The 14,220-nt window shown below is 38.9% G+C and carries 13 protein-coding genes; all 13 read right to left on the bottom strand.

Going from position 1 to position 14,220, the window contains the following annotated elements; translation table 11 throughout:
• Nucleotides 1-3: 3 nt before the first annotated feature.
• Nucleotides 4-1,599, bottom strand: a complete 1,596-nt coding sequence (gene fliF, locus MKY51_RS04615; RefSeq protein WP_339175546.1) for a flagellar basal-body MS-ring/collar protein FliF — start codon at nt 1,597-1,599, stop codon at nt 4-6.
• 57 nt (nt 1,600-1,656) lie between these two features.
• Nucleotides 1,657-1,965, bottom strand: coding sequence for a flagellar hook-basal body complex protein FliE (gene fliE / locus MKY51_RS04610; RefSeq protein ID WP_339175545.1), 309 nt, complete (start codon nt 1,963-1,965; stop codon nt 1,657-1,659).
• 7 nt (nt 1,966-1,972) lie between these two features.
• On the bottom strand, nt 1,973-2,437 hold the full coding sequence (gene flgC, locus MKY51_RS04605; RefSeq protein WP_339175544.1) for a flagellar basal body rod protein FlgC: 465 nt from the start codon (nt 2,435-2,437) through the stop codon (nt 1,973-1,975).
• 2 nt (nt 2,438-2,439) lie between these two features.
• Entirely contained in the window at nt 2,440-2,832 is a 393-nt protein-coding gene (gene flgB / locus MKY51_RS04600) for a flagellar basal body rod protein FlgB (protein ID WP_339175543.1), read from the bottom strand.
• Between the two features lie 559 nt (nt 2,833-3,391).
• Nucleotides 3,392-4,171, bottom strand: coding sequence for a GTP-sensing pleiotropic transcriptional regulator CodY (codY, locus tag MKY51_RS04595; protein ID WP_339175541.1), 780 nt, complete (start codon nt 4,169-4,171; stop codon nt 3,392-3,394).
• Nucleotides 4,172-4,254: 83 nt separating this feature from the next.
• Complete coding sequence (gene hslU / locus MKY51_RS04590) at nt 4,255-5,646, bottom strand: ATP-dependent protease ATPase subunit HslU (RefSeq protein ID WP_339175540.1); 1,392 nt, start codon at nt 5,644-5,646, stop codon at nt 4,255-4,257.
• On the bottom strand, nt 5,646-6,188 hold the full coding sequence (hslV, locus tag MKY51_RS04585; protein ID WP_339175539.1) for an ATP-dependent protease subunit HslV: 543 nt from the start codon (nt 6,186-6,188) through the stop codon (nt 5,646-5,648). Before hslV ends, hslU begins: the two co-directional genes overlap by 1 nt.
• 18 nt (nt 6,189-6,206) lie before the next feature.
• Nucleotides 6,207-7,106, bottom strand: coding sequence for a tyrosine recombinase XerC (gene xerC / locus MKY51_RS04580; RefSeq protein WP_339175538.1), 900 nt, complete (start codon nt 7,104-7,106; stop codon nt 6,207-6,209).
• Between the two features lie 267 nt (nt 7,107-7,373).
• Nucleotides 7,374-8,687, bottom strand: a complete 1,314-nt coding sequence (gene trmFO / locus MKY51_RS04575; RefSeq protein WP_339175537.1) for an FADH(2)-oxidizing methylenetetrahydrofolate--tRNA-(uracil(54)-C(5))-methyltransferase TrmFO — start codon at nt 8,685-8,687, stop codon at nt 7,374-7,376.
• Nucleotides 8,688-8,705: 18 nt separating this feature from the next.
• Nucleotides 8,706-10,790 (bottom strand): type I DNA topoisomerase, encoded by a 2,085-nt coding sequence (gene topA / locus MKY51_RS04570; protein WP_339175536.1) that lies wholly within the window; start codon nt 10,788-10,790, stop codon nt 8,706-8,708.
• Nucleotides 10,791-10,915: 125 nt separating this feature from the next.
• Nucleotides 10,916-11,809 carry a DNA-processing protein DprA gene (gene dprA / locus MKY51_RS04565; protein ID WP_339175535.1) on the bottom strand — a complete coding sequence of 298 codons (894 nt, stop codon included), beginning with the start codon at nt 11,807-11,809 and terminating at the stop codon, nt 10,916-10,918.
• 172 nt (nt 11,810-11,981) lie between these two features.
• Nucleotides 11,982-12,884: a succinate--CoA ligase subunit alpha gene (sucD, locus tag MKY51_RS04560; RefSeq protein ID WP_079525181.1), complete on the bottom strand. Its 903-nt coding sequence runs from the start codon at nt 12,882-12,884 to the stop codon at nt 11,982-11,984.
• The gene (gene sucC / locus MKY51_RS04555; RefSeq protein WP_339175534.1) at nt 12,881-14,062 is read right to left on the bottom strand and encodes an ADP-forming succinate--CoA ligase subunit beta; all 1,182 of its coding nucleotides are present in this window, start codon (nt 14,060-14,062) and stop codon (nt 12,881-12,883) included. The genes sucD and sucC overlap by 4 nt, the downstream gene beginning before the upstream one ends.
• Nucleotides 14,063-14,220 lie beyond the last annotated feature (158 nt).

Genomic DNA, 14,220 nt, shown 5'->3' with positions numbered 1-14,220 from the left:
CTATTAATCTTCAGCAATCCAGCTACGCAATAATTTCGCAAAATCTTCTGGCTTATCTTTCGCCATTTTTTCTAATTGCTTGCGGCGTACAGTCGCTTCAGTTTCTTTTTCTTCTGAAATATCTTCTATTTCAATTAACTGCTGCTGTTGTTCTAAAATCTCCAGCTCTTCTTCATCTTGCTTACGTCGGCGTGCGCGTAGCACATTAACGACGAGTAATATAATTGCAACAACTAAAATACCGCCAATCACCCATACCCACCAAGGAATAACCGATTGCGGCTGATCTCCCGCTGAATCATTTCCTTGGAATTGCTGTACAGATACGACGATACGATTTGCAATATCTTCGTCTGTCAGATCCCCGGCAGCTTCTTGATCAATTGATGTACGAACAATTGTCGATAAAATTTGTTCAATATCTGTACGAACACCTTGATCAAATCCCTCTTCTGCATTTGGAGGGTCTACCATTACTTGAATACCTAAATTGCGGATTTTGTAAGGACTTTCCTGAATTTCACGGCGTATCCGATTCACATCATTGTTAATCGTCTCTTCCACACGCTCATAATCGCCGTCACCGTTTGTTCCTTCCACATAATCTACAAAGTTATCTGTTACACTACCAGCTTCAGTTGTACCTTCAGCCGCTCCTGCAGCACCGCCTGAATATGTTTCCGTAATACGTTGGGCACTTATTTCGATACCTTCCATATTTTCCTCATCAACAGGTCGGATTAAATTTTCTTCACGATTTTCTTTTTTAAAATCAATATCAGCCGAAACATTTACTACGACTTTATCCTGACCGATTAACGTACCGAGCATCTGCTGCACTTGACGCTGCAAATCACGCTCAATCGTTTTCTTCACTTCCATTTGTCCTGTCACTGAATCGATTCCGTTTCCACCGCTTTCCGCAGATGCGAGATCGTAATACTCAGAATACTGGTTCATGATTGTAATATTTTCTTTAGGTAAATTTGGAATACTCATCGATACTAAATTAAATAATCCTTTAATTTGATCGTCTGAAAATTTGTGCCCAGGTGCTGTATTTAATACAATTGCCGCCTGTGCTTCACCTTTTGCATCTTTAAGGAACACACCTTCTTCAGGTAAAGAAATCATTACACTTGCATCTTTGACACCTTCGAATTTTCGAACTAAATTCGCCAGATCCGTTTCGATCGTTGCTTGCTTAATTACGTTAAATTCATTGTCCGTCATCCCAAAGCCTGCATTAGATGTAAAAAAAGACGTGTCAATTTCCCCAGAATCTGGATAACCCTGGGCTGCTAATGACACTTGTAAGTCCTGTACTTGATTTTCCGGCACTAATATTACTGTCCCGCCGTTTGTTACTTCGTACTTTACGCCTTGTGAGGCAAGTACCTCTGTAATTCTCCCTACTTCAGACTGTGACATCTCCGGAAATAACGGAGCCATTGTCGTACGCGTTGAGAAATACGTAATTACCGCTGCAATTGCAATGACAGCTACTAACGCACCGATTAATGCACCTTTTTGGTTTTTGGTGCGACTTTTCCAGAAACCGGTTGAATCGCTTTTAATTTTAGTAAGTCGTTCATTCATTATGAATCCTCCGCTTAAAGTGAATGCCCAACAATTTGTCAGTCGTATTCCAAAATATTACACATTCATACGCATAATTTCTTGATAAGCTTCCACAGCTTTATTCCGAACTTCAATTGTTGTGTTTAAAGTAACACTTGCTTTTTGAGCAGCAATCATTACTTCAAAAAGATCAACATCTCCACCGTTAATTAATTTTTGAGTCATTGTATCTGATGTTTTTTGATGTTCATTGACACTTGCAATCGCTTCTTTTAATGTATCTGCAAATTGTTGCTGGGCATTTGCAGGAGTCAGTTGATTCTGAACATTTACTTCATTCACAGATTGTGCAGGTGACATGAATGTTATTGGATTAATCGCCATTTAAATATCACCCTTTCCCGATTTCTAATGCTTTTGTTAACATGCTCTTATTAGCATTAAAAGCAGTTATATTCGCTTCATAAGAACGGCTGGCCGAAATAAGGTCAACCATTTCCTTTAAAACATCAACATTTGACATTTGAACATAGCCTTCCTCATTCGCATCGGGATGTGATGGATCATAAACTAGTTTAAATGGAGTTTCTGTATCTTCTTTAATAGAACTTACTTTAACACCGTTTCCAGCACCATTTTTTTCCGTTTTCCCAATTGCCATATTTAAAAAGTTTGAAAATTGACCTTGCTGTTCTTTTAAAGTAACAGATTTTTTTCGGTATGGCTCCCATTCTCCATTTACCTGTTTCGCTCTCGTTGTATCAACATTGGCAATATTGGAGGAGATGACATCCATGCGTAAACGCTGTGATGTTAATGCAGAAGCCGTTGTATTCATGCTGTGAAAAATCGACATCACTATCTTCCTCCCTTAACAACATTATTCAATGTTGAAAATTTACTGCTGACACGATCTATAAGCGCATTATAATAAATTGTATTTTCAGCTAACTTTGCTTGTTCAGCATCCATATTTACCGCATTACCATTTGCTCTGCTGCGGAAGTTTTCGTTCGAATACACACCGCTGCCCCCAATATTAATCTTGAAATCATAATGTCTCGCATCTGTGCGATATGCAGGAATCGTTGCTTGCTTAGCATCATTTAATACATCTTTGAAGCTTACTTCTTTTGTTTTGTAGTTCGGTGTGTCAACATTCGCTATATTTTGTGCAATTGTTTTATTTTTCAACGTTGCATAGGAAAGTCCTTTTTCAAGGCTGTTTATTGTCCCGCCAAATAAATCCAAATTTTTCACCTCGTTCATATTTCGCTAAAATTTGCGCTCAAAACTCAATAATACAATTGTAATTAGATTAAACCTAAGTGTCTATCGACTTTAGACCCTTTCGAATAGTCACAAGGAACTATTTTTGCATATAAAAGTAATAGTTAATTAAAAATTAGTTCAAATATTTTTCGACATTTTATTTTTTTTAGACTATAAAGACCTATACGAGTAATTTATAAAATAGATAATTATTATATGAATCTAAAATTAGATTTTTAGCATTTTTGAAATACTATTTATTTCCTTAAACATCATACATTAAATCCCTTTATATTAGTATTCATATACTTACTTTTCATAAATTTGTAACAAATCGTTTGTCATATGAATTTTATCATCATTTAGGTATAAAAGATATTTATTTTTTTAAACCAACAACGACGATATACCTAATTATACATTTAATTTAAAAAAATTTCTCGTTTAGTGTATTTTTATTCGACAATTTTCCGCATTTCCTTAATAAAAAAAAAAAAAAGCAAGGAGGAATGTCCTCCTTGCTTTACCTGAAAGTCTCTTACTTCATTTTAATTTCTGCTAATGCGTTCAGGAACTTATCGTTTAATACTTTAATATATGTTCCTTTCATACCTAAAGAACGCGATTCAATAACACCGGCAGATTCTAGTTTACGTAATGCGTTTACGATAACTGAACGTGTAATCCCTACGCGGTCAGCGATTTTAGAAGCAACTAATAATCCTTCATTGCCATCTAATTCTTCAAAAATATGCTCGATTGCTTCAAGCTCAGAATAAGATAATGAATTGATCGCCATTTGAACTACCGCTTTAGAACGTGCTTCTTCTTCAATCTCTTCTGATTTTTCACGTAAGATTTCCATACCTACTACTGTTGCACCGTATTCAGCTAAAATAAGATCATCATCTTCAAACTGATCGCTGATACGCGCTAACATTAATGTACCTAAACGCTCACCGCCACCGATAATCGGTACAATTGTCGTTAAACCTGATGCAAATAGATCTTTATTTTCAATTGGGAATGCAGTGTGTTCATTGTTGATATCTAAATTTGAAGAAGTTTCAGTAATATTGAATAAGTTTTGTGTATATTCTTCAGGGAATTGGCGCTGTTCAAACATTTTCTTAATACGCTCATTCTCAATTTGTTGGTGAATTGAAATACCAAGTAATTTACCTTTACGGCTTACGATAAATACATTACTTTCGATAATATCGCCTAAAGTATTTGCCATTTCTTTAAAGTTAACTGGTTTACCAGCAGATGCTTGTAACAATGCATTGATTTTTCGTGTTTTTGTTAATAAATTCATTTCTGTTTCCTCCTACGGAACGTTTTAATTCACTTAATATTCTAAAGGTTTTTACAATTTAAAGATACTAATTCAACTTATACTTAAAGAATAAATTGCGATAAATCTTTGTTTTTTACTATATTCGACAATTTCTGATCGACATAGTTTGGTGTAATGTCGATATGAGCCGGAGCAATTTCCGAAGCTTCATAAGAAAGTTCCTCAAGCAAACGCTCTAAAATCGTGTGCAGTCGGCGTGCACCGATGTTATCTGTCTCCTGGTTTACTTCCGTCGCAATTTCCGCAATGCGTTCAATCGCTTCATCTGTAAAGTTCAGCGTAACACCTTCTGTTTCAAGCAATGCTTTATATTGCAATATTAACGATTGATCCGGTTCTTTCAAAATACGAACAAAATCGTCTTTCGTTAATTTTTCAAGTTCAACCCGAATCGGGAATCGTCCCTGCAATTCCGGAATAAGATCGCTCGGTTTCGATATATGGAAAGCTCCTGCTGCAATAAAGAGCATATAGTCCGTTTTTACAGTGCCGTATTTTGTCGTAACTGTGGACCCTTCCACAATTGGTAATATGTCACGCTGAACGCCTTCACGTGATACTTCAGCCGAAGATGAACCTTTGCTTGCAATTTTATCGATTTCATCAATAAAAATGATGCCGGCCTGTTCTGCACGCTGGATTGCTTCACTTGACAACGCATCCGTATCAATCAGCTTATTGGCTTCTTCCTGTGTTAATAAACGACGCGCATCCTTCACTTGGACTTTGCGTTTTTTTGTCTTTTTCGGCATTAAATTAGAGAGCATATCCTGCATACCATTTGCATTATCCATATTCATACCAGGCATTGCATCAAATAGTGATGGCGCATTTTCTGTTACTTCGATAGTTACCCATTGTTCTTCTAACTTTCCTTCTTTTAAATCCTGAGCTATTTGCGCACGTCGTGTACGAATTTCCGGTTCATCCTGGTTTGATGTTTCTTCCTGAGATGAATCTTTTTGCCCGAATAGCATTTCAAAAGGATTTTGCGTAAGCTTTTCCTTCACTTTTGAAGGTACAAGTAATTTAACGAGTACATCATTTGCATTCCGTTCCGCCTGATCCTTTACCTTTTCGAACATTTCGTCCTTCACTAGACGACGTGATGCTTCTACCAGATCGCGTACCATTGACTCGACATCACGACCAACATAGCCAACTTCCGTGAACTTTGTCGCTTCGACTTTAATAAACGGAGCATTTGTCAATTTTGCGATTCTGCGGGCAATTTCTGTTTTACCTACCCCAGTAGGCCCAATCATTAAAATATTTTTCGGAATTACTTCTGTTTTTAATTCTTCGCTTAATAAAGAGCGGCGGTACCGGTTACGCAGCGCCACTGCAACTGCACGTTTCGCTGTTTCCTGGCCAACAATATGACGGTTTAATTGTTCCGTAATTTGTCTTGGTGTTAAATTGATCGCAGTCATTACAATACCTCCAAGATAATATTATGGTTTGTAAACACACAAATATCCGCAGCGGTCGTCAGCGCAGCCTCTGCGATTTCTTTTGCCGATAAATGATCGCCCGCATGTTTTTTTAATGCTCTTCCAGCTGACAATGCATAATTCCCACCTGAACCAATAGCTAAAATACCATCGTCCGGTTCAATTACTTCACCTGTCCCTGAAACTAGAAGCAATGTTGATTTATCCATAACAAGCAGCATCGCTTCCAATTGACGGAGCATTTTATCTCCGCGCCATTGCTTTGCTACCTCTACTGCTGCTCTTTGCAGGTTACCATTATATTCATTCAGTTTTGCCTCAAACATTTCGAATAATGTAAAAGCATCCGCAACAGACCCTGCGAAACCTGCCAATACTTTCCCATTAAACAGACGTCTGACCTTACGCGCCGTATGCTTCATTACAACTGCATTTCCCAATGTCACCTGACCATCCCCGGCCATTGCACATTCACCATTGTGGTGAACAGCGAAAATCGTTGTCGCATGAATTTGACCCATTCTTTATTTCCTCCTTAACTATGCTCGCGGATGACTATTCATATATGTCTTTCTTAAAGCTTCCTTCGTTACATGAGTATAAATTTGAGTTGAAGATAAATTAGCGTGCCCAAGAAGCTCCTGGACTGTACGCATATCTGCCCCATTATTCAATAAATGCGTAGCAAATGTGTGTCGCAACATATGTGGATAAATTTTCGTATGCATACTGGCATTGTCGATCATCTCACTTAATATATAACGCACACCACGGGCAGTAAGTTCGCCACCGCGCATATTGACAAAAACTTTCTGATGATTTTCCTTCTTCATTAATATCGGACGTACTTGATCTATATAAAGTTTAAGTGCATCATGCGCATATTGGCCAAACGGAATAATCCGCTCTTTTCGGCCTTTCCCCATTACACGGACGATATTGTAATGAAAATCGAGATCCGTCAGTTCAAGACTGACACACTCGCTTACACGCATTCCAGTTGCATAAAGAAGTTCCAACAGCGCCATATTACGAATCTGAATCGGCTCATCGCCTTCATTTTTCTCGAATAGTTCCTTCAATTCTTCCTCATAAAAAAAGCTCGGTAATCGCTCTTCCTTTTTCGGATGATAAAGTGAACGAAACGGAGCATCATCAATATTCTGTTCTCGATTTAAAAACCGAAAAAAAGAACGTATCGATGAGATTTTCCTGGAGATTGAAGTTCTTGCTTTTTGTTCATCATAAAGCTTTGTTACATATAGACGTGCATGGATATATTCAACTTCTGTAATTTTTTGTATACCTTCAGCATGCAAAAATGCAAAAAATTCTTCTAAGTCAGAAGTATATTCGCGAACAGTATGTAGGGAAAAGTTTTTTTCTAGATGCACGTAGCGAATAAATTGGTCTAGCTGGTTTTGCAAATTTTCATCCATCGGATATACCCCCTGTGATTACAAAAGAGAAATGATGTTGTATGAATAAATATGTTTATTTTCCTACTAAAAAAACACACATATTGACACTATACCTATTATGAATACTTTTCAAGTAAAATTTACTGGAGTTATTCAACTTCTTTGTATTATTCGACAAATTTCGCAATATGATGTCAAGTAATACTTAAATTATAGTCACATATTATTAATTGACGCAAAATTAAAAGCCCCTAAAGTATAACAGTCTTTAAGGGCTTTTCGCAATTAAATTGCCTGATTATTAATAAAATTCTGAATTGCTTCCAATGCGCGGTTAGCGTGGCGTTCAGCCCGCTCCGGCTTAGATTTGATGCGCTCGCCAAGTTCCGGGAAAATCCCGAAGTTTACGTTCATCGGCTGGAAGTTTTTCGCATCTGTATGTGTAATGTATCGAGCCATTGCACCTAATGCTGTTTCATGCGGGAAGTAAAGCAACTCTTGGCCTAAAGCCATTCGCGCCGCATTAATCCCTGCAATCAGACCACTGCCGGCAGATTCTACATAACCTTCAACACCTGTCATTTGACCCGCGAAGAACAGGTTTGGACGTGCTTTCAACTGATAAGTCTGTGTCAGCACTTTTGGTGAATTGATGAACGTATTACGGTGCATTACACCATAGCGTACAATTTCCAAGTTCTCTAAACCAGGAATCATCGAGAAGACACGCTTTTGTTCCGGCCATTTTAAATGTGTCTGGAAACCAACTAAATTATATAGTGTTCCCGCTGCATCATCTTGTCGTAACTGAACAACAGCATATGGACGTTTATCCGTTTTCGGATCTTCCAGACCAACCGGTTTCATCGGTCCAAATGTCATTGTTTTTTCTCCGCGTGCAGCCATTACTTCAATTGGCATACATCCTTCGAAATACTTTTCTTTTTCGAATTCTTTAAGCGGTGCACATTCTGCGGTAATAAGCGCTTCACGGAAAGCATCGAATTCTTCTTTCGTCATTGGACAGTTCAAGTAAGCTGCTTCACCTTTATCATAGCGTGATTTCAAATATACTTTATCCATATTGATTGAATCTTTTTCGATGATCGGTGCTGCCGCATCATAGAAGTACAAATAGTCTTCTCCTGTAAGGCCCTGAATTTGCTTTGCCAAAGCTTCAGAAGTTAAAGGACCTGTTGCGATTACTGTAATGCCTTCCGGAATTTCAGTTACCTCTTCATTGATTACTTCGATTAACGGGTGGTTTTTCACTTTTTCTGTTACAATACCAGCAAATTCGTGACGGTCTACTGCCAAAGCCCCACCGGCAGGTACAGAGCTGTTGTCTGCCGCTGCAATAATAACTGAGTCCAATCTACGCATTTCTTCTTTAATTACACCGACAGCATTTGTCAGTCCGTTTGCACGTAATGAGTTTGAGCATACAAGCTCTGCGAATTTATCTGTATGATGTGCCGGTGTTTGTTTTACTGGGCGCATTTCATATAAACGTACGTTCACACCGCGCTTCGCAATTTGCCAAGCTGCTTCTGAACCGGCTAATCCTGCACCAATTACATTTACTACTTGTTGTGTCATTTTTGTTACCTCTTCATTTTATTGTGACGGTGTTTCTTCATAATCACATTCACTGTTTGTACACTGAATTTGAACACCTTTTTTCAATTTCTTCTCTACTAATAATGCACTACATTTCGGACAAGGTCTACTAATTGGCTTATCCCATGATACGAAGTCACATTCCGGATATTGGTTGCATCCGTAAAAAATGCGCTTTGTTTTGGATTTACGTTCGACAATTTCCCCTGTCTCACATGAAGGACATTTAACGTCAATCGGTTTTACAATCGCTTTTGTATTGCGGCAATCCGGGAAGTTTGAACATGCCATAAATTTCCCGTAACGTCCTAGCTTGAATACCATTGGCGCACCGCACTTTTCACAGTCTTCGCCAGCAGGCTCATCTTTAATTTCGATTTTTTCCATTACTTCATCCGCATATTTCACCCGCGGTTCAAAGTCTTTGTAAAATTCATCGATGACATTTACCCATTGTGTAATGCCTTCTTCGATTTCATCAAGATTATGCTCCATCTGTGCGGTAAATTCAATGTTGATGATTTCCGGGAAAAATTCCAAGGTTGCCTGATGAACGATTTCTCCAAGTTCAGTCGGCACAAAGCGCTTCGCATCAAGTTGTACATAACCGCGCTTTTGGATAGTATCCAGTGTTGGGGCATATGTCGATGGACGGCCTATACCTAGCTCTTCCAATGTCTTTACTAGACGCGCCTCTGAATAGCGTGGAGGTGGCTGAGTGAAATGCTGCTTCGGTTCGATTTCAAGCGATTTTACTTTATCGCCGATTTCCATTTCAGGTAAAAGTTTATTCGTTTCTTCTTCCTGATCGTCTGTGCCTTCAATATAAAGCTTCATAAATCCGGCAAATTTCACTTGAGACCCGTTTGCGCGGAACAGTACATCATTGTTTTGCAGATCTACTGTCACGGTATCGAGTACAGCTGGTGCCATTTGACTTGCGATAAAGCGCTCCCAAATCAGACGGTACAATCGCAGCTGATCACGGCTTAAAATGGCTTTAAGCTCTTCAGGTGTGCGCATTGCACTCGTTGGACGGATCGCTTCATGGGCATCCTGTGCATTTGCTTTCGCTTTCGCCTGTTTTTGTTCACCGGCAATGAAATCTTTGCCGTATTTCGTTTCAATATATGACTTAGCCTCTGCTTTCGCCGTATCGGAAATACGTGTTGAATCGGTACGCATATACGTGATCAAACCGACCGCGCCTTCTTTTTTGCTGAGCTCAATACCTTCATAAAGCTGCTGTGCAAGCATCATTGTTTTCTTGGCACGGAAATTTAATTTACGTGCGGCTTCCTGTTGAAGTGAAGAAGTCGTAAAGGCTGGTGAAGCGTTACGCTTCCGTTCCTTTTTTACAACATTCATTACTTCAAATTCCGAGCCTTTTACGCCTTTTAATATCTCTTTTACTTGCTGTTCATTTGTTAATTTAATTTTTTCTTTACCGTTACCATAATATAAGGCATCGAATTGCTTTTTATTTTTTTCAAAGCTTCCTTCGATTGACCAGTATTCTTCCGGCTCAAAGTTTTTAATCTCATTTTCACGGTCAATGATCAGACGCAGTGAAACGGATTGTACACGTCCTGCCGATAAGCCCTTCTTAACCTTTTTCCAAAGAATCGGACTAATATTATAGCCTACTAGACGGTCTAAAATACGACGTGCTTGCTGTGCATCGACTAAATCCATATTGATTGGTCGCGGGTGCTTGAAGCTCTCTAAAATTGCTTCTTTCGTAATCTCGTTAAATACGACACGACAATCCGAATTAATATCAATGTTTAAAGCAGTGGCTAAATGCCAGGCAATTGCTTCCCCTTCGCGGTCTGGATCGGCTGCGAGATAAATCTTTTTCACTTTTTTAGCAGCTGTTTTCAGTTCCTGTAGTACAGGACCTTTACCGCGAATCGTAATATATTTTGGATCATAGTTATTTTCGGTATCGATTCCCATTTGACTACGTGGTAAATCACGTACATGTCCAATCGAAGCTTTTACTTTATATTTTTTTCCTAAATATCGTTCAATTGTTTTCGCCTTTGCAGGTGATTCAACAATTACTAAATAATCTGCCATCTGTTGTCCTCCTTATAGAGGTATAGTTATTTTTCTTATATTTACTCACATGAAGCTATCCATGTATGTCAAAGCTTTTCCTGTTGCAAAATGTATAACAGATTGGCTAATATTGCAACTTTTTTTCAACGCAATTTTGAAAACAACTGGATTTCCTCTAAGATTTGAAAGCCGTCCCACACTGGAATCGCGCCTTCTTTTATTAATTTATTTGTCCCTCGTGACTGCTCGCTAAAAATATTTCCCGGTACCGCAAAAACATCTTTTCCTTGTTCAAGCGCAAGCTCTGTTGTGATGAGTGTCCCGCTTTTCAGTGCGGCTTCTGTTACGACGAGCGCTTCGCTTAAACCGCTGATAATACGGTTTCGTGCAGGGAAATGCCATTTTTGCACACTTACATATGGTGGATATTCAGTTACGAGTAAATGTTCCTTTGCCATATATGCATTCAGCTCTTTATTTTGAGGCGGATAACTATGAAAAAGGCCATGACCTAAAACACCTATTGTCTTTCCACCATATCGGATTGTTGCTTCATGTGCAAGTCGGTCCGCACCTTTCGCAAGTCCGCTCACTATGACATATTGCTCGCGTATTAGCGGTGGTAGAAGGATATTCAACACATGCTCACTATAGCTGGTTGCCGCCCTTGAACCGATGACCGCAATCATTTTCGGTCTGTTCAGTAACTGAATATCGCCTTTTGCATAGAGAACAGCAGGTGCATCGTACAACTCTTTTAAGCGTTGTGGATATAAAGGATTCGTGTAGGGGATAGCGATAATATTATGTTGGTCATAATAAGCAATCATCGACATTGGTATGAGCTCTTTATAATGTTTGATGAGCTGTGAGGCTTTTTCTTCTTTTATATTTAGCTGAACGGCTAAAAATTTTGGCGAAATATGCAATATTTCGTCGAAATCATCTGTGATTTTCATTAAATTCCGGACTTTTTTCCAGGAGAGAGGAAGAATATAATGCAGTTTCATTAATTGTTCATTTGTTGGGTTGGTCATTACTACACTCCTTTTTAATAGAAGAAATTCAGATGACCGCAGTTTTATTTGTGAGGTAAGCATTGTGTAAAACATAGTATGGCCGATGAATTCGGGCTCTTATTCGTTCATCGGTCCCAATGATGGAGACATACGAAAAAGATGTAGCGAGGCGACCGCTACATCTTTCATTTTAATGTGTTTTACAAGCTTCGTACAAGCCTTTTTCTTTGATTACTTTAATCAGTGTTTCACCGATTACAGAAGGCGTCGGAGCTACTTCAATACCCGCTGCATTCATTGCTTTGATTTTCTCTGCCGCTGTTCCTTTACCGCCGGAAATAATGGCACCTGCGTGACCCATACGTTTTCCTGGAGGAGCTGTTTGACCACCGATGAAGCCTACTACCGGTTTGTTCATGTTTTCCTGAATCCATTCAGCAGCTTCTTCTTCAGCTGTACCACCAATTTCACCAATCATGACAACTGCATAAGTTTCAGGATCTTCATTGAATGCTTTTAAGCAATCGATAAAGTTTGTCCCATTTACCGGGTCCCCACCGATTCCGACCGCTGTTGTTTGACCGATTCCTGCCTGAGACAGCTGGTGTACCGCTTCATACGTTAATGTACCAGAACGTGAAACTACGCCTACATGTCCTTTTGTATGGATGTATCCTGGCATGATACCGATTTTACACTCATCAGCTGTAATGACACCTGGACAGTTTGGACCAACTAAACGCGTTTTCTTGCCTTCCATATAGCGTTTAACTTTCACCATATCAAGTACCGGAATATGCTCTGTAATACAGATTGTCATATCCAGATCCGCATCAACTGCTTCGATAATTGCATCCGCCGCAAATGGTGCCGGTACATAAATAACAGATACGTTTGCACCTGTCGCATCGACTGCTTCTTGTACTGTATTGAAAACCGGAACACCTTCGATTTCAAGACCGCCTTTACCAGGTGTTACACCTGCAACGATTTTCGTTCCGTATTCAAGCATTTGTTTTGTATGGAAAAGGGCTGTTTCCCCAGTAATCCCTTGTACGATTACTTTTGTCTCTTGATTAATGAACACACTCATGCCGTTACCCCGCCTTCAGCTTCAACTAATTTCACGATTTTTTGTGCGCCGTCTGCCATTGAGTCAGCTGCCACAATGTTTAAACCAGATTCATTTAACAACTTTTTACCTAGTTCTACGTTTGTTCCTTCTAAACGTACTACTAATGGAACTTCTAAACCGACTTCTTTTGCAGCTGTAATAACCCCTTTTGCAATGATATCGCATTTCATGATTCCACCAAAAATGTTAACGAAAATTCCTTTTACATTTTTGTCCGATAAAATGATTTTAAATGCCTCTGTTACTTTTTCGGCTGTTGCACCGCCCCCAACATCAAGGAAGTTAGCGGGTGATCCGCCGTAGTAACTAATCGTATCCATCGTTGCCATGGCAAGACCTGCACCATTTACCATACAGCCGATATTGCCGTCTAACGAAATATAACTTAAATCATATTTAGATGCTTCAATTTCTTTTGCATCTTCTTCATCGAAATCGCGTAATTCTACGATATCTTTATGACGATATAAAGCGTTTGCATCAAAGTTGAATTTTGCATCAAGCGCCACTACCTGGTCATCCCCAGTTACAACTAGCGGGTTGATTTCTACTGTCGATGCATCTTTATCGATAAATGCTTTGTAAATACCAAGCATTAACCCTACTGCTTTATTTACTAGCTTAGCAGGAATATTCATATTGAATGCCATACGACGCGCCTGGAAAGCATTTAATCCCGTAACCGGATCAATAATTTCTTTGAAGATTTTTTCCGGATTTGTCTCCGCTACCTCTTCAATATCCATTCCGCCTTCTTCAGAACCCATCATTACTACTCTAGAAGTTGCACGATCTAATACTAAACTTAAGTAATACTCTTTTTTAATGTCCGAACCTTCTTCTATATAAAGACGTTTTACTTCTTTACCGTCTGGACCTGTTTGGTGAGTTACTAAAATTTTGCCTAATAATTCTTTAGAGAAAGAGCGAACTTCATCAAGGTTTTTGGCAATCTTAACGCCCCCTGCTTTACCGCGCCCCCCTGCATGAATTTGTGCTTTTACTACTGTTACGTTTGAACCTAGCTCTTTTGCTGCTTTTACTGCTTCTTCTGGTGAAAACGCTACACTTCCTCTTGGAACTGCTACACCGTATTGTCTTAATATCTCTTTCCCTTGATACTCATGGATATTCATGATACATCCTCCCATCGGACATTTGGAAATTATTCTACTAACATAATCTATTTTAAACAATTATTCAGATAATGTCTATATTTGTCACACAAGCATTTTTTAGTTTACTTTATGTCAAAATATTCTTTGTATAGATATTTTCTAATTTTCCGAAAGAT

Origin of the sequence: Solibacillus sp. FSL R5-0691 (assembly GCF_037974225.1) — a bacterium.
Lineage (GTDB): Bacteria > Bacillota > Bacilli > Bacillales_A > Planococcaceae > Solibacillus.
Note: the sequence above shows the minus strand (reverse complement) of the source record. Positions and strands in the feature narration are given on the sequence as shown.

What these genes read in the sequence shown, in the direction of transcription:
- hslV (WP_339175539.1), bottom strand. Translation starts at nt 6,188, where the DNA reads ATGGGTCAAATTCATGCGACAACGATTTTCGCTGTTCACCACAATGGT.
- flgC (WP_339175544.1), bottom strand. Translation starts at nt 2,437, where the DNA reads ATGTCGATTTTTCACAGCATGAATACAACGGCTTCTGCATTAACATCA.
- fliE (WP_339175545.1), bottom strand. Translation starts at nt 1,965, where the DNA reads ATGGCGATTAATCCAATAACATTCATGTCACCTGCACAATCTGTGAAT.
- topA (WP_339175536.1), bottom strand. Translation starts at nt 10,790, where the DNA reads ATGGCAGATTATTTAGTAATTGTTGAATCACCTGCAAAGGCGAAAACA.
- xerC (WP_339175538.1), bottom strand. Translation starts at nt 7,106, where the DNA reads ATGGATGAAAATTTGCAAAACCAGCTAGACCAATTTATTCGCTACGTG.
- sucD (WP_079525181.1), bottom strand. Translation starts at nt 12,884, where the DNA reads ATGAGTGTGTTCATTAATCAAGAGACAAAAGTAATCGTACAAGGGATT.
- hslU (WP_339175540.1), bottom strand. Translation starts at nt 5,646, where the DNA reads ATGACTGCGATCAATTTAACACCAAGACAAATTACGGAACAATTAAAC.
- dprA (WP_339175535.1), bottom strand. Translation starts at nt 11,809, where the DNA reads ATGACCAACCCAACAAATGAACAATTAATGAAACTGCATTATATTCTT.
- trmFO (WP_339175537.1), bottom strand. Translation starts at nt 8,687, where the DNA reads ATGACACAACAAGTAGTAAATGTAATTGGTGCAGGATTAGCCGGTTCA.
- sucC (WP_339175534.1), bottom strand. Translation starts at nt 14,062, where the DNA reads ATGAATATCCATGAGTATCAAGGGAAAGAGATATTAAGACAATACGGT.
- fliF (WP_339175546.1), bottom strand. Translation starts at nt 1,599, where the DNA reads ATGAATGAACGACTTACTAAAATTAAAAGCGATTCAACCGGTTTCTGG.
- codY (WP_339175541.1), bottom strand. Translation starts at nt 4,171, where the DNA reads ATGAATTTATTAACAAAAACACGAAAAATCAATGCATTGTTACAAGCA.